14 protein-coding genes are annotated in these 15,542 nt (G+C 69.3%); 10 read left to right on the top strand and 4 right to left on the bottom strand.

Going from position 1 to position 15,542, the window contains the following annotated elements:
• Positions 1-116: 116 nt before the first annotated feature.
• Positions 117-755 (top strand): signal protein, encoded by a 639-nt coding sequence (locus tag ACIBEI_RS25945; protein WP_398892636.1) that lies wholly within the window; start codon positions 117-119, stop codon positions 753-755.
• Between the two features lie 359 nt (positions 756-1,114).
• On the opposite strand, the gene ACIBEI_RS25940 is transcribed toward ACIBEI_RS25945, so the two are convergent.
• The 3 genes from ACIBEI_RS25940 to ACIBEI_RS25930 form a co-directional block, all read right to left on the bottom strand.
• The gene (locus ACIBEI_RS25940) at positions 1,115-1,420 is read right to left on the bottom strand and encodes a hypothetical protein (RefSeq protein WP_398892635.1); all 306 of its coding nucleotides are present in this window, start codon (positions 1,418-1,420) and stop codon (positions 1,115-1,117) included.
• Between the two features lie 339 nt (positions 1,421-1,759).
• Positions 1,760-2,215 carry a hypothetical protein gene (locus tag ACIBEI_RS25935; protein WP_398892634.1) on the bottom strand — a complete coding sequence of 152 codons (456 nt, stop codon included), beginning with the start codon at positions 2,213-2,215 and terminating at the stop codon, positions 1,760-1,762.
• Positions 2,216-2,529: 314 nt separating this feature from the next.
• A complete protein-coding gene (locus tag ACIBEI_RS25930; protein ID WP_398892702.1) occupies positions 2,530-2,952 on the bottom strand; it encodes a MarR family winged helix-turn-helix transcriptional regulator in 423 nt (140 codons plus the stop codon).
• 221 nt (positions 2,953-3,173) lie between these two features.
• On the opposite strand from ACIBEI_RS25930, the gene ACIBEI_RS25925 reads away from it, so the two are divergent.
• From ACIBEI_RS25925 to ACIBEI_RS25910, 4 genes are all read left to right on the top strand, one after another.
• Positions 3,174-3,596, top strand: a complete 423-nt coding sequence (locus ACIBEI_RS25925) for an HGxxPAAW family protein (RefSeq protein WP_398892633.1) — start codon at positions 3,174-3,176, stop codon at positions 3,594-3,596.
• A gap of 79 nt (positions 3,597-3,675) precedes the next feature.
• Entirely contained in the window at positions 3,676-4,554 is an 879-nt protein-coding gene (locus ACIBEI_RS25920) for a DUF2797 domain-containing protein (protein WP_398892632.1), read from the top strand.
• 106 nt (positions 4,555-4,660) lie between these two features.
• Complete coding sequence (locus ACIBEI_RS25915; RefSeq protein WP_398892631.1) at positions 4,661-5,110, top strand: antibiotic biosynthesis monooxygenase family protein; 450 nt, start codon at positions 4,661-4,663, stop codon at positions 5,108-5,110.
• A 193-nt stretch (positions 5,111-5,303) separates the two neighbouring features.
• Positions 5,304-6,215: an amidohydrolase family protein gene (locus tag ACIBEI_RS25910; RefSeq protein ID WP_398892701.1), complete on the top strand. Its 912-nt coding sequence runs from the start codon at positions 5,304-5,306 to the stop codon at positions 6,213-6,215.
• Between the two features lie 89 nt (positions 6,216-6,304).
• Here the strand turns inward: ACIBEI_RS25910 and ACIBEI_RS25905 are convergent, their stop codons facing one another.
• Positions 6,305-7,546, bottom strand: a complete 1,242-nt coding sequence (locus ACIBEI_RS25905) for a PQQ-binding-like beta-propeller repeat protein (protein WP_398892630.1) — start codon at positions 7,544-7,546, stop codon at positions 6,305-6,307.
• 268 nt (positions 7,547-7,814) lie between these two features.
• Between ACIBEI_RS25905 and ACIBEI_RS25900 the strand changes: the two genes are divergently transcribed.
• From ACIBEI_RS25900 to ACIBEI_RS25880, 5 genes are all read left to right on the top strand, one after another.
• A complete protein-coding gene (locus ACIBEI_RS25900) occupies positions 7,815-8,555 on the top strand; it encodes a response regulator transcription factor (RefSeq protein WP_055616400.1) in 741 nt (246 codons plus the stop codon).
• Positions 8,552-10,165, top strand: coding sequence for a sensor histidine kinase (locus ACIBEI_RS25895; RefSeq protein WP_398892629.1), 1,614 nt, complete (start codon positions 8,552-8,554; stop codon positions 10,163-10,165). The genes ACIBEI_RS25900 and ACIBEI_RS25895 overlap by 4 nt, the downstream gene beginning before the upstream one ends.
• A gap of 14 nt (positions 10,166-10,179) precedes the next feature.
• The gene (locus ACIBEI_RS25890; RefSeq protein ID WP_398892628.1) at positions 10,180-11,658 is read left to right on the top strand and encodes a glycosyltransferase; all 1,479 of its coding nucleotides are present in this window, start codon (positions 10,180-10,182) and stop codon (positions 11,656-11,658) included.
• Complete coding sequence (locus ACIBEI_RS25885) at positions 11,655-13,904, top strand: ArnT family glycosyltransferase (protein WP_398892627.1); 2,250 nt, start codon at positions 11,655-11,657, stop codon at positions 13,902-13,904. The genes ACIBEI_RS25890 and ACIBEI_RS25885 overlap by 4 nt, the downstream gene beginning before the upstream one ends.
• A gap of 110 nt (positions 13,905-14,014) precedes the next feature.
• Complete coding sequence (locus tag ACIBEI_RS25880) at positions 14,015-15,508, top strand: MFS transporter (RefSeq protein ID WP_398892626.1); 1,494 nt, start codon at positions 14,015-14,017, stop codon at positions 15,506-15,508.
• Positions 15,509-15,542: the final 34 nt, after the last annotated feature.

Here is a 15,542-nt window from a genome sequence, read left to right as displayed (position 1 = left end):
GGGGCGTACGGCAGCGAAGTACAGCAACCGTGACCCAAGGGGCTCGCGGATGGGGTGTCCGCGAGTACCGCATGGCGACCGGGGGGCATGGCATGTGTAGCGCGGGAGGGGCACTCATGAAGATCAAGATCGGCAGAGCGGGACTCGCGACCATGGTCCTGGCGGCACTGGTGGGATGCGGGGGCAGCCCGGCCGGGCAATCATCAGAGGGCTCGAAAGCTCCTGCTTCAGGTGCACCGTCGTCGGCGCAAGCCCGTCTCTCTCCTGAGGATCTGCAGAGCCGATGGTGGACATGGGCAATGTCGGAACCTGAACCGACCAACCCGGTCGCTGACGAGGATGGAAGCGAGTGCGAGCGTAACCAGCCGCAGGACATGTGGTTCCTCGCGGGCACATTCGGCACTCAGGCCGAGCGCGCGTGCAGCATCCCTGACGGGGCCCCGATCGCGTTTCCCCTGGTGAACCTGATGGGTGGCCCGGCGGACTGCGCAGACTTCATGAGCACAGCCAAGGGATCAGCGGTCCTGGATGGCAAGAAGGTCGGCTCGGAAACCATCCGAGGAGAGACGATCTCTGTGCAGGGCGTCGCCGACAACCCCGTCACAGGCACGCACGAGCGCTTCACGACTACCGGGTGCGGCCTCTGGGTCCAGATGCCCCCGCTGAAACCCGGGAAGCACACACTGACGATTCGCGGTCAGGCACAGGACTTCTCCGTTGGTGTGGACTACTCCCTGACCGTGGATGCCCCGTAGGCGAAAGGCACGCAGGAGACCCCGAGTTCGGGGTCTCCTGGAGAGCAAGGTCACGGTTACGGGTTGCTCAGTCGGCGCCGCCCATGGCGTCGGACAGCTGGCCGATCGCGGCACGCACCTGCTCTTCGCTTGCTTCGGCGTAGACCTCCATCGGCATGGCGATCTGTGACGCCTCAGGCGGAGCCGAGCGGGCGTGGCCCAGGGGGTCAAGGTCGTTCGTACTGTGGCGCGCTCCACCTTGACGCCCTGAACCACGCCCGCTCCACGGCGTGTGGGGCGACGGCGTACGGGATGGAAGTCGGGGAGAGTGGTGGGTAGAGGTGACGGGGAAGGGGCAGCTGGGCTGGTCGGGGGCCGATTCAGTCCTGCCGCAGGGTCAGGATGCAGAGCGCATGACCCTCGTCGGGGTCCCCGACATATGTCCAGAGTTTCAGCGTCTTGCCGTCTCGCAGGGCCTTGTAGGTGGAGTTCACGCGATCGGCTTCGAACGACACCGTAACGCTGCTCTGTCCCTCCCGGCCGTTGTCGTCCCAGGTACCTGATCCCGACCGGGGTTCGTTCTCAGGCCCGTAGGCAGAGATGTCGTAATCACCGCAGACATCATCGGCAGTGAACGTTCCATCCGGCTTCAGCTCCAGCCTGCCGCCCGCGCCGTCGCCCCACATGGTCGTTGTCTGCGATCGGGGTAGCTCGGCCGGCTCACCGTCAGGAACTGACGGGGAGGCGAACCTGCCACATGCGACGAGAGCGAACGCGACGGGGACGAGGACCAGGACTGCCCGGTAGGAACGCAACTCACGCCACCCCAACACCTTCAGCGGGACACGCGAACGACCCGGGTTCGACCAGTTATCGAGCAAGCGCTCGTCATCTTGGCAGCATTATTGAACATGTTCAACTTCTCCGGACGGCTGTGGGAGTCACGGCATCTGGCGGACAGCGCTCACGAGAATGGCCCCTGATCGAGCCGCCCGCCACCGCTCGGCGCGCGCCCGCCTGGGCAATCAGTTCTCGGCCTTCGCAGGGAAGCGAACCAGGGGAACCGGCATCAGGCAGAGCGCGAAGGCCACCTGCGCCAGGACCGGGACGAAGAGGAGTGCCGCGAAGTTCTGGAAGGGCAAGAACCATGTGGGCAGGAGGAGGAGCCCCGCCAGACGGATACGGAATGCCGCCCCCTGGCGCTTGTTGAGCAGCCCGAACAACAGGATTACCAACAGCGAGGGGATGCCCACCATGAGCCCCACCCAGGCAATGGAGTCGTCCCACAGGTAGTAGGCGGTGTCCTCCCAGTACGAGCGGGTGCGAGGCAGGTAGGACACAAGCTCGTGCTGGCGGGGAGCCGTCAGGGCATAGACGAGCCATGCCACCACCCAGATCAGCAGGTAGCGACCGACGGCATCGGCGATACACAAGCCGACACGGCCGAGTCGGTGCCAAGGAGAGGTGACCACGAAGGGCATAGCGCATAGTGGCACCTTTTTTGAACGCGTTCAAGGAGGTCGAGGGGTAGGCCAGGAGTGACTGGCAGTCAGGCCGGCGGTGCAGCAGCGGGGTACCGCAACCACAGCAACCGACCCGTCCTGTAGCGCCTCCCCGGGACCGCTGGCCGACCGGGATGACTGTCGCTGAGCGATCTGTCCAGCGCTCTGGATCAGAAGGTTGCAGGTTCGAATTCTGCCGAGTGCATACAGGTAAGAGGCCCCGGACGGTGAGTCCGGGGTCTCTTGCGTTGGGGTGGGCGGGCGTTGGGGTGTGCGGCGGAGAGGTCTGGTGGTCAGGTTTCGCGGACCTCTTCGAGATAGGTCCTCATCAACTTGCCGGTTCGGGTGAACCAGTCGTTCAGGATGGCGATTTCGGCGGGGGAGTAGTCGGTGAACTGTTCGGTCAGGCGGGCGTAGTACGGGCCGTAGAGGGCGGTGACGCGGTCGACCGCGGCCGGGATCGGGGCGATGCGTACGCGGCGGCGGTCGGACGGGTCGGGTTGGCGGGTCACATAGCCCGCGCGTTCCAGGCGGTTGACGATGCCGGTGACCGCTCCGGTGGTGACGTGGGCCCGGGTGGCCAGGTCGCCTGCCGTGAGCAGGTCCTCGCCCGCCTCCAGGACGTAGCCGAAGCAGGTCAGGTCCGAGGCGTTCAGGCCCAGGCGCTGGGCCATCTCGTGCTGGGCGACCATGCTCGTGGCGATGACGTGGTCCATCGCCGAGAGGGTCTCCGCCGGGGTGGCCGGCGGGCGCTGCCGCGGGCCCGAGCCACTCTCGCTCGCCCTCTTCTCACTCACCCGCTGCTCCTCCTTCTTCTCTCGCTCCTCATTCTCCCTCTGCTGGCATCTGGCAGGTATCTTAGTTCGTAAGGTAAATTTCTTACTTACTAAGAGGATCTGGCAGATCCTGGGTCATGCGTCGGTCGGGAGGTATGTACATGAGCGGGAATCACCATGATGAGGGGCACACCGTCGCCGGGTGGACCGGTTGCGCAGTGGCCGTCGTGGGCACGTCGGTGGCCGGGGTCGGGATGTGTCTGGGGTCCGCGGCCTGGATCTGGCTGGGTCTCGGCGTCGCGGGGCTCAGTGTGCTGGTGACCTGGGGGCTGCATCTGGTGGGGTGGGGCAAACCGCCCGGGATCCGGCCGGTGGCCGAGCGGGGTATGTGGGTGCGGGACCGGGGCGCGAGAGCCGGGCATCCCGCGTGTGTCGGGTGCCGGCTGGCCGGGCGGGGGCGTTCGGTGGGCACCACCACCGGCGTGGCTGTCTTCGCCGAGGGGATGCAGGGCACGCAGGGGGTGCAGGGCGTGCTGCGGCCGGATGCCGCCTTGGGATCCAGCCGCTCCGAGTCCGCGGTCTGACGGTCGTCGCGTTGATCGAGGGCCGTCGCGTTGCCGACGGACGTCGCGTTGTCAGTGGTGCCCTCTACGCTCGTGAGTGATGGCACAGGTGTGGAAATGCACGGGGCTTCGGTGGGGCGGAGAAGGGCCCGTGCTGACGTGGGACGGGGGTCGTCGAAGTGCGTTGCCGTGGGGGAAGCGGGTTGCGTTCGCCGTTGCCGGTGAGGGCGGGCGGACATGTGTGGGGGCGCGGGGGAACAGCTGTCCTTCGGGGGCCGCGGTGTCCGGGCGGAGCGTCGGGGCCCGGTGTGAGGAGTGCGGGCGGCTGGACCGGGCCCACTCCGTCGCCGCGGACACCATCGCCGACGATCCACGGCCCTACTCGGTCTATCTGGCGTGGTTCGGACCCGGGTTGGTCAAGGTCGGGATCACAGCCGTCGAGCGCGGGTCCGCGCGGCTGTTGGAGCAGGGCGCCGTCGTCTTCACCTGGCTGGGGCGGGGCCCGCTGATGGCGGCCCGGCGGAGTGAGGAGTTGCTGCGTACGGCGCTGGGGGTGCCGGACCGGATTCCGTACGACGCCAAGCGGGCCGTGCGGAGCGAGTTGCCGGACGCGGGGGTGCGGGTGGCGGAGGTCCGGGAGCTGCATGCCCGGGCCGTGGGGCTGGGTGGGTGGCCCGAGGCGTTGGAGCGGATGCCGTTCGCCGCCGTCGATCATGCGCAGGTCTTCGGGCTCGACGGGTTGCCGCCGGCCGCCGGTGTCGTCGGTGAGCTGGTCGCGGGGGGCGTCGTGAGCGGGGAGCTCGTCGCCGCCGCCGGGCCCGACCTGCATCTGCGGACCGGGCGCGGGGTCGTCGTCCTCGACACGCGGCTCATGACCGGCTGGGAACTGACCGGGACCGGCGGCGGTGAGCGGGGTGAGAGACGTGAAGTCACCGTGCCTGTAAGGGAGTTCGGTGGTGTTCAGGGCGGGCTCTTCTGAGGGAGGGGTGGCGGCGGGGAGGAATGGTCAAGAGATCGATCCCTCTGGGATCCCCTTCGGCAAAGGCCCTGGACGTGGCGCGACGGCGGGGCCGAGAGTGGGCGACATGAGCGATCACTCCATTGCACCTGTCGCGGACGGTGCCTCCAATGCCGATGCCCCCACCACCCCGGGCGCTGTCTCCGCTCCTGCGCCTGCCCCCGCCGTGCCCGTCGCCGCGTACGAACCGCCGTACTACGCCGTCGTGTTCACCTCGGTGAAGACGGAGGAGGCCGGACGGGAGGGGGTGGCCGGAGGGTACGGCGAGACCAACGAGCGGATGGAGGAGCTGGTGGAGAAGATCCCGGGATACCTCGGGATGGACTACGCGGGTTCCCCCGGCGGGCTGTCCATCACCATCGGGTACTTCCGTGACGCGGACGCCGTCGAGGAGTGGCGGACCAATACCGAGCACCGGGCGGCGCAGAGGCGCGGGCGCGCCGAGTGGTACGAGCGCTACACCCTGCACGTCGCCAAGGTCGAGCGAAGCCATGGGTTCGAGCGTGAGCACGGCTGACGGGGTGAGCGGGACGGAGGGGACAGACCGGCCGGACGGCGACGACAGGTCGGACGCGTACGACGGGCCGGAGGAGCACGGCACGTCGGACGGGTACGGCGGGTCGGACGGGCGCGACAGGTCGGACGGGTACGGCGGGCCGGACAGGCGCGACAGGTCGGACGGGTACGGCGGGTCGGGCGGGTACGGCGGGTTGGACGGGCGCGACAGGTCGGACGCGTACGGCACGTCGGACGAGGTCGTCGAGGTGCGGCTGTTCTGGGAAGGGCTCGGGCTTCCCGGGCTCGTCGACGTCCATACCCACTTCATGCCCGAGCGGGTCCTGAAGAAGGTCTGGGAGTACTTCGACGCGCTCGGGCCGCTGACCGGTGGTGTCGAGTGGCCCATCACCTACCGGACCGAGGAGCGCGAACGGGTCGGGCTGCTCCGGGAGTTCGGGGTGCGGGCGTTCACCGCCATGCTCTACCCGCACAAGCCGGGCATGGCCGAGTGGCTGAACCAGTGGGCTGTCGAGTTCGCCGGCCGGACACCCGACTGTCTGCACACGGCGACCCTCTTCCCGGAGCCGGGTGTGGCGGCGTACGTCCAGAAGGCGGTGGACGAGGGTGCGCGGGTCTTCAAGGCGCACGTCCAGGTGGGGGCGTACGACCCGGCCGGCGAACTCCTCGATCCGGCCTGGGGGTTGCTCGCCGAGGCCGGGATGCCTGTCGTGATCCACTGCGGTTCGGGGCCCTCGCCCGGCAAGCACACCGGGCCCGATCCGATCGGGCGGGTGCTCGCCCGGCATCCGCGGCTGCGGCTGGTGTTCGCGCACATGGGGATGCCGGAGTACGAGGACTTCCTCGGCCTCGCCGAGCGGTTCGGCGAGGTGCGGCTGGACACGACGATGGCGTTCACGGACTTCAGCGAGCAGTTCGCCCCGTTCCCCCAGCGGGCGCTCCCCCGGCTCGCCGGCCTCGGTGACCGGATCCTGCTCGGGACCGACTTCCCCAACATCCCCTATCCGTACGTCCATCAGCTGCGTGCGCTGGAGGGGCTGGGCCTGGGGGACGAATGGCTCCGGGCGGTCTGCCATGACAACGGGGCGCGGCTGTTCGGGATTTGAGGGGCTGTGAGGAGCTGAGAGGACAGCCATGGGCGGAGGAGCGGAGGAGAGGAGAGCCGTGGGCGGAGGAAAGGTGCAGGCGGCGGGGGTCAGTCGGTGATGATGAGTTGCTCGTCCGTCGACAGCTCCCGCCAGGAGAGGCTGAGCGCTCCGTCGGTGACCTGGTGGACGTCGAGCTTCATGAAGTAGACGTCGTCGTCGGGCGCGGTCATGGCCGGCAGGCGCAGCGTGTGGAGCGCTCGCCCGGTGTCCGCGTCGAGGACGAGCAACTCGGCGTCCCGGACACGGCGCTTGGCGTCCGCCTCGGTGAGGAGCGGCTGGCGCACGAGGTACACCCGGCCGTCGGCGATCACGCCTGAGCCGTACTCGTGGCCGGCCGGCGCCTTGAGCCGCCAGGCGAGGCGGCCGTCCTCGGTGTCGTAGGCGTGCAGGACGGTGTCATGGTCGCCGTCGCCGTTGCCCTGGGCATCGGTGGCCAGCAGCACGGTGCCGCTGCCCGCGCCGACCGGATTCCACGCGGTGGTGTCCAGGTCGGCGCGCGGAGTGGCTCCTTCCCGGCTCAGGTCGAGGAGTTGGACGGCCAGCGAGTCGTCCGTGCCAGGGTTCGGAGCGGCCAGCGTGTGTGCGTCGCCCCTGACCGCCGAACTGGGATGGCTGGTGCGCCGCTGCCAGAGAGCCTTCCCCGTCCGGTTGTCGACGCCGAGCAGGAGGTAGTACTGCTCGGCGTCCGTGTCGAGACTCGCCACGTTGCACAGCACCGGGACCGCGCTCACGTGGTCCGGCAGGGCGTACATGGCGTAGACGCCCACTTCGGGGCAGGACTTGGGCGTCTTCGCCGTCCACAGGCTCCGGCCGTCGCGTTCGTCGAAGGCGCGCACGGCGCCGGGTGCCTCGGTCAGGGCCTGACCGGCGCCGAGGCTCACGTTCCGGAAGATCTCGCCGTCCCCGAGGTCCTCACGCCACAGCCGCTTGCCGGTGCGCAGATCGACACCGACCAGGGTTTCCCGGTAGGCGATCACCACGGTGCGCTCCGAGACGTCGAACGACATCGCGACGGAGCTCTCGTCCTGTCGCTCGTAGCGCCAGTACTCCTTGCCGGTCCGTAGGTTCACCGCCCGTGCGCCGTCGGTCGTCGACTCCACGGACAGGCCGTGCACCAGGACTCTCTCCCCCGTCTTACGGTGCATGACGTGCTCGGGCGCGACCGGTGCCTCAGCGCCGAACCCCGCGGGGAATGGGCCCTGCGCGCCGGTGACCAGGTCGCTCTCCCCGGAAGGCTGGAGCCACTGGGCCAACGGCACTAGCAGGAGGCAGACTGCGGTGGCGGCCATGGTGTACCGCAGGAACCTGTGGACCTCCCGAAGCCTGAGTTCCTCCATCGAAGGCATAGGTCCGTCAGCTCTGTCCCCACCAGCCACAACAGCCCCCCACAGGCCACCCCCTGATCACCATGACCGGCGGTTGACGGATCCTCCCCCGCCGCCGTCCGCGGAGGCAAGGAGTTCCCAGGGTGTTCCCTGAGAGGTGCCTGTGTGTTTCTCAGGGAATTCACAGGTTCCAGAAAGCGTGTTCTCAGAGGAGCCCAGCAATGTGTTCGCTATGACCACGACCTCGCCCCAGGGGCGCACCGAACTGCTGAGGCCGGACGGGAGCCCCGTCCGAGTGCTTGTGGTGGACGACGAGCTGTCGATCACCGAGCTGTTGTCCATGGCCCTTCGCTATGAAGGCTGGCAGATCCGCAGCGCGGGTGACGGGACCGGTGCGGTGCAGACCGCGCGCGAGTTCCGGCCCGACGCCGTGGTGCTCGACATGATGCTGCCCGACATGGACGGTCTCGCCGTCCTCGGCCGGCTGCGCCGCGAGCTGCCCGACGTGCCCGTTCTCTTCCTGACCGCCAAGGACGCGGTCGAGGACCGGATCGCGGGTCTGACGGCCGGCGGCGACGACTACGTCACCAAGCCCTTCAGCCTCGAAGAGGTCGTGGCACGCCTGCGCGGGCTCATCCGCCGCTCAGGTGCCGCCGACCGCCGCTCCGACTCCGTGCTCGTCGTCGGTGACCTCACTCTGGACGAGGACAGCCACGAGGTGTCGCGGGCGGGCGAGGGCATCCACCTCACGGCGACCGAGTTCGAGCTGCTGCGCTTCCTGATGCGCAACCCGCGCCGGGTGCTCAGCAAGGCGCAGATCCTCGACCGCGTGTGGTCGTACGACTTCGGCGGTCAGGCCAACGTCGTCGAGCTCTACATCTCGTACCTGCGCCGCAAGATAGATGCCGGTCGTGAGCCGATGATCCACACCCGGCGTGGTGCGGGGTATCTGATCAAGCCCGCGGTGTCATGAGCGGTCGACGACAGCTGCGGAAGCAGCGGCGCCGACAGCCTCGGACGCTGCGGACGCGGCTCGTCGTCTCGGCGGTCGCGCTCATCGCGGTGGTGTGTGCGGTGATCGGTACGGTGACGACGGTCGCGTTGAGCCAGCACCTGTACGACCAGTTGGACACCTCGCTGAGCGAGGTCGGCGACCGGGCCACGGGTGGCCCGGTGAGGCCGGACAGTCCGTCGGATCCGAAGGACACGCCTCCCGGAGGGCCGTTCGGGTTCGTCACCAAGGGTGGCACGGAGGAGAACACCGTTGTCGCCCAGGTGAGTGACGACGGAGGAATCAGCAACGCGGTCGTCGCCAAGGAGAAGAACTCCGACAGTGAGGGCTTCGAGGGCATGGTCACCGACTCGCTCACCGAGGCGCAGAAGTCCGCGGTCGGCTCAGTGTCGAAGACCGGAGTCCACACCGTGGAGATCCCCGGGCTCGGGGAGTACCGCGTCAAGTACGTCGAGGGCAATAGGGGCGGCTACTACGTCGCCCTCCCCACCGAGTCCGTAACCAGCACCATCAACACCCTGATCATCGTCGAGGTGAGCGTCACGGTGGCCGGCCTCGTCGCCGCCGGAATCGCCGGGTCCGTCCTCGTCACGGTCGCCCTCCGCCCCCTCCGCAAGGTGGCCTCCACCGCCACCCGGGTCTCCGAACTCCCCCTCCACACGGGCGAGGTGACCCTCAACGAACGCGTCCCCGAGTCCGAGACCGACCCCCATACGGAAGTCGGACAGGTCGGTGCCGCGCTCAACCGCATGCTGGACCACGTCCACGGGGCCCTGCACGCGCGTCAGGAGAGCGAGACGCGTGTACGGCAGTTCGTCGCGGACGCGAGCCATGAGCTGCGTACACCGCTGGCGTCCATCCGCGGTTACGCCGAGCTGACCAGACGCGGACGGGAAGAGACCGGGCCCGACACGAGACACGCGCTCGGCCGGATCGAGTCCGAGGCCGGGCGGATGACCGGGCTCGTCGAGGACCTGTTGCTGCTCGCGCGCCTCGACGCCGGACGGCCGCTCAGCTACGAGCACACCGACCTCTCCCCGCTGGTCGTGGACGCCGTGAGCGACGCCCGCGCCGCCGGTCGCGAACACAACTGGCGGCTGGAGCTGCCCGACGAACCCGCGCTCGTGCTGGCGGACGCCGCCCGCGTCCAGCAGGTCATGGTGAATCTGTTTGCGAATGCGCGAACGCACACACCTCCGGGAACGACGGTGACCGCGCGCGTGCGCCGTCAGGGAGCCTGGGTGTGCGTGGACGTCCAAGACGACGGTCAGGGCATTCCGCCGGACCTGCTCCCGCATGTCTTCGAGCGGTTCGCGAGGGGTGACTCGTCCCGGTCGCGCGCCTCCGGGTCCACCGGACTCGGGCTCGCCATCGTGCAGGCCGTCGCGGCCGCGCACGGCGGCGCGGTGACCGTCGACAGCGTGCCCGGACGCACTGTCTTTACCGTGCATCTGCCAGCGCTGGAGCCCGAAGCCGCGCATTCTCATGAGGCCTTCATTTCCTCATCGAATTCGCAATCGTACTCACAGGCACAGCACAGCACGACCACATGGGTGCAACAGGGCGCCTGACGAGAGTCGTCGTCATGCGAACCGAACCTTCTCCCGGCAACCTGCCGGCGCGGGAGCACCTCCCGGCCGGAAATGCCGGTACGCCTGTCCTGGACGTAGTGATCCCCGTCTACAACGAGGAGAAGGACCTCCAGCCGTGTGTGCTCAGACTGCATGAGCACCTTGCCCGCACCTTCCCGTACGCGTTCCGCATCACCATCGCGGACAACGCGTCCACGGACACCACTCCCCTGGTGGCGGCGCGGCTGGAGGCGGAGATTCCCGAGGTCAGGGCGTTCCGGCTGGAGCAGAAGGGGCGCGGCAGAGCGTTGCGCACCGTCTGGTCCGCCTCGGACGCCCCGGTCCTCGCCTATATGGACGTGGACCTCTCCACCGACCTCAACGCGCTTCTTCCGCTGGTCGCCCCGCTGATCTCCGGTCACTCGGACCTGGCGATCGGCTCGCGGCTCGCCCGCAGCTCGCGGGTGGTGCGGGGCGCCAAGCGGGAGTTCATCTCCCGTACGTACAACCTGATCCTGCGGGGCTCGTTGCAGGCCCGCTTCTCCGACGCCCAGTGCGGTTTCAAGGCGATCCGGCGCGATGTCGCGCAGGTGCTGCTGCCGCTCGTCGAGGACACCGGATGGTTCTTCGACACCGAGATGCTGGTGCTTGCCGAGCGGGCCGGCCTGCGGATCCACGAGGTGCCGGTCGACTGGGTCGACGACCCGGACTCGACCGTGCACATCGTGAAGACCGCGACCGACGACCTCAAGGGTGTCTGGCGGGTCGGCCGCGCCCTGGCCACCGGTTCGCTGGCGCTGGACCGGCTTGCCCGACCCTTCGGGGACGATCCGCGCGACCGCGAGATCAGCGGCGTACCGAAGGGCCTGGCCCGCCAGCTCGTCGGGTTCTGTGTCGTGGGCGCGCTGTCCACGCTGTTCTACCTGCTGCTCTACAGCGGCTTCCGTACGTTCTCGGAGTCGCAGGTCGCCAACGCGCTCGCCCTGCTCGTCTCGGCGGTCGCCAACACCGCGGCCAACCGGCGCCTGACCTTCGGCGTCCGCGGCCGGAGCGGCGCCGTGAAGCACCAGGCGCAGGGCCTGGTCGTCTTCGGCATCGGCCTCGCCCTGACCAGCGGTTCGCTCGCCGCCCTGAACGCGGCGACGGCCGACCCCGCGCACTCCACCGAACTGGCGGTGCTCATCGCCGCCAACCTCGCGGCCACCGTGCTGCGGTTCCTGCTCTTCCGGGCCTGGGTGTTCCCGGACCGGCGCGACGAGTCACCGTCGACCGTCGTCGCCTCGCACACACCCGCCGTGCCGGTCGGACCCGCGTCGCCCGTCTACGCGACGGCTCCGCAGTCCCCGTACAGCACGACGTCGGACCCGTATGGCCCGACGTCCGCTCCCTACGGCACGACCCACTCTCCGCACGACCACCAGACCTGGGGGGACGCGACCATGCAGCTCCAGCCGGTGCGTCCGAACGATCACGATCCGAGGGACGCACGATGACGACGACTCAGCCCGATACGAGCTATCAGGGGGGCGTCGGCCCCTCCGGGGGCGCGAGCCCCGACTGGGGACCCCCGGGCCCGACCGGGGCAACCGCCGTGCAGGAGCCCGTGGTTGCTCCGCCGGCCGCCCCCGAGGACGGCAGTCCCAAGCAGCCCTTCGTACGCCGGCTGTGGCGCGGGCGGCCCGAGGACCACCGCTGGACGCGCCCGGCGTTCCTCGGCACGCTGCTGCTGATCGGCGCGCTCTACACCTGGAACCTCACGGCCTCCGGGTACGCCAACTCCTTCTACTCCGCGGCCGTCCAGGCCGGCAGCCAGTCCTGGAAGGCATTCTTCTTCGGCTCGCTCGACTCGGCCAACGCCATCACCGTCGACAAGCCCCCGGCCTCCCTGTGGCCGATGGCCCTGTCGGTGCGGCTGTTCGGCCTGAACTCCTTCGCGATCCTGTTCCCGCAGGTCCTCATGGCCGTCGCGACGGCCGGAGTGCTGTACGGGGCCCTGCGCCGCCGGTTCAGCGCCGCGGCCGGTTTCATCGCGATGGCGGTCTTCGCGCTCACGCCCGTCGCCGCGCTGATGTTCCGCTTCAACAACCCGGACGCGGCCCTCGCGCTCCTGATGGCCGTCACGGTCTACTGCGTGCTGCGCGCCATGGAGAAGGCGCAGACGAAGTGGCTGGTGTGGGCGGGTGCGGCCGTCGGTCTCGCCTTCCTGGTGAAGACCCTCCAGGCCTTCCTGATCCTGCCTCCGCTGGCCCTGATCTACGTGGTCTTCGCGCCGACGACCCTGCGCAAGCGCATCGGCCAGGTGCTCCTGGCGGGTCTGTCGATGATCGTCGCGGGCGGCTGGTGGGTGGCCATCGTCGAGCTGTGGCCCGCGTCCTCCCGCCCGTACATCGGCGGTTCGCAGAACAACTCCTTCCTTGAACTGACCTTCGGCTACAACGGACTCGGCCGTATCAACGGCGAGGAGACCGGCAGCGTCGGAGGCGGCGGCGGGGGTGGCGGCTGGGGCGAGACCGGCTGGGACCGGATGTTCAGCTCCTCCATCGGCGGCCAGATCTCCTGGCTGATCCCGGCCGCGCTGATCGTGCTCGCCGCGGGCATCGCCCTCACCTGGAAGGCGAAGCGGACCGACACGGCCCGCGCCGCGTTCCTCGCCTGGGGCGGCTCGCTGCTGATCACCATGGTGATCTTCAGCTTCATGCAGGGCATCTTCCACGAGTACTACACCGTGGCCCTCGCCCCGTACGTCGCCGCCGTGATCGGCATGGGCGCGAGCGTGCTGTGGGAAGAGCGCGGCAAAATGTGGGTCTCGCTCACCATGGCGGCCGGGGTGACGGCCACCGCGGTCTGGGGGTACGTCCTCCTGAACCGCTCCTCCGACTACCTGCCCTGGCTGAAGTGGCTGGTCCTGGTGGGTGGCCTGGTCGCCGCGCTCGGCCTGGTCTTCGTCTCGCGGCTCGGGCGCCGACTGGCCCTCGGGGTCGTCGGGCTGAGCTTCGTCGCGGCCCTCGCGGGTCCGACGGCGTACACCCTCACCACGCTGAACGAGGGTCACACCGGTTCGATCGTGACGGCCGGTCCGGCGGTCTCGGGCGGCAGGGGCGGACCCGGCGGCGGTGGCGGCATGGGCGGCGGCCCCGGTGGCGGCGGCGGTATGCCGGGCCAGAACCAGCAGGGCGGCACCGGCCAGAACCAGCAGAACGGCAACGGGGGAGGCGGGGCAGCGGGCCAGCCCCCGACCGGCGGCTTCCCCGGCGGTGGCCAGAACCAGCAGGGCGGGAACGGTCAGACGGGTCAGAACGGCCAGACCCAGCGCGGTGGCGGCACCGGTGACGGCGGCGGTATGGGCGGCGGTGGTGGTGGCATGGGCGGTCTGCTCAACGGCGCGACCGTCAGCTCCGAGGCCAAGGCCCTCCTGGAGAAGAACTCCGGCGACTACACCTGGGTCGCGGCGGCCATCGGCGCCCAGAACGCCGCGAGTTACCAGCTCTCCACCGGTGACCCGGTCATGGCGATCGGCGGCTTCAACGGTAGCGACCCGTCGCCGACGCTGGCCCAGTTCAAGAAGTACGTGGAGGACGGGAAGATCCACTACTTCATCTCCTCCGGCTCCATGGGCGGCGGTGGCGGCGGCAGCAGCTCCGGCACCGGGACCCAGATCAGCGAGTGGGTGCAGGAGAACTTCAAGGAGGTGACGGTGGGTTCGTCCACCTTCTACGACCTGACGCAGCCGACCAGCTAGGCCGGAGGGCTTTTGCAGAGGGGCGGTGGCCGGGGCGACAGTGCCTCGGCCACCACCCCTCTCCTTTTTTGTGTTGTACAGCGTATGGGAGTTGTTCTACGGTGTATGGCATGCCAACCTCGCAAGGCCAAGCCCACCCCCAGCGCTGGCTGATCCTCGGTGTGATCCTGCTGGCCACGCTCACCGTGCTGCTCGACAACACCGTTCTCAACGTCGCGATCCCCTCCCTCACCGAGGAGTTGGACGCGTCCACGGCGGACATCCAGTGGATGATCAACGCATACTCGCTGGTCCAGTCGGGCCTGCTGCTCACCGCCGGCAGCGCGGCCGACCGCTACGGCCGCAAGAAGATGCTCGCCACGGGCCTCGTCCTCTTCGGCGTCGGCTCGGTCACCGCGGGGCTCGCCCAGAGCGCGACCCAGCTCATCGCGGCCCGCGCGGGCATGGGCGTCGGCGGCGCGCTCCTGATGACCACGACCCTCGCCGTCGTCGTGCAGATCTTCGACGAGACCGAGCGGGTCAAGGCGATCGGCCTCTGGTCGACCGTCAACTCCCTCGGCTTCGCGGCGGGCCCGCTGCTCGGCGGCGTCATGCTCGAACACTTCTGGTGGGGCGCGATCTTCCTGATCAACCTCCCGGTGGCCGTCCTCGCCCTGGTCGCCGTACTCAAGCTGGTTCCCGAGTCCAAGAACCCCCAGGGCGACCGCCCCGATCTCCTGGGCGCCGTGCTCTCCACGATCGGCATGACCGCGGTCGTCTACGCGATCATCTCGGGCCCCGAGCACGGCTGGACGTCGCTCCAGGTTCTGGGGTCGGGCGCGGTCGGCGTCACCGTCCTCGCGGCCTTCGTCCGATGGGAGCTGAGCATCGAGCACCCCATGCTGGACATGCACTTCTTCCGCAACGAGCGCTTCATCGGTGCCGTCGCCGGCGCGATCCTGGTCGCCTTCGGCATGGGCGGTTCCCTGTTCCTGCTCACCCAGCACCTCCAGTTCGTCCTCGGATACGAGCCGTTGGAGGCGGGCCTTCGCATCGCCCCGATGGCCCTGTCCGTGGTGGCGCTCAACCTCGTCGGTGTGGGCGCCCGGATCGTCGCGAAGGTGGGCACTCCGGCTGCCATCGCCCTCGGTATGACGATGCTGTCGGCGGGCCTGGCGGCGATAGCCCTGTTCGGCGGCGGCACGGACGGCGGCTACGGAGGCATGCTGCTGGGCCTGGTCGTCATGGGCGCGGGCATAGCGGTCGCCATGCCCGCCATGGCCAACGCCATCATGAGCGCGATTCCCCCGGAGAAGGCGGGCGTGGGCGCGGGCGTCAACGGCACGCTCAGCGAATTCGGCCTCGGGCTCGGCGTGGCGGTCCTCGGCGCGGTTCTCAACTCCCGCTTCGCCGCGCTGGTTTCGGTCGCGGCGGCCTCGTTGCCGGCGGCGCTGGCCTCGGCGGAGTCGGCGGACGAGCGCGCGCGGATCACGGACGCGTTCGCCTCGGGTCTGGAGACGAGCCAGTTGGTGGGCGCGGTGGCCGTCCTGCTCGGTGGACTGCTGGCCGCGGCGTTGCTCCGGCGGGCGGAGAGGGCAGACTCCGCGGTGACGATGGCGGCGTAGGGCCCGCTTAGCATCAGGGAGGGGGCGGACCTCG

It is taken from the genome of Streptomyces sp. NPDC050988 (genome assembly GCF_044456225.1).
Lineage (GTDB): Bacteria > Actinomycetota > Actinomycetes > Streptomycetales > Streptomycetaceae > Streptomyces.
This window is presented reverse-complemented; position numbering and strand designations above follow the sequence as displayed.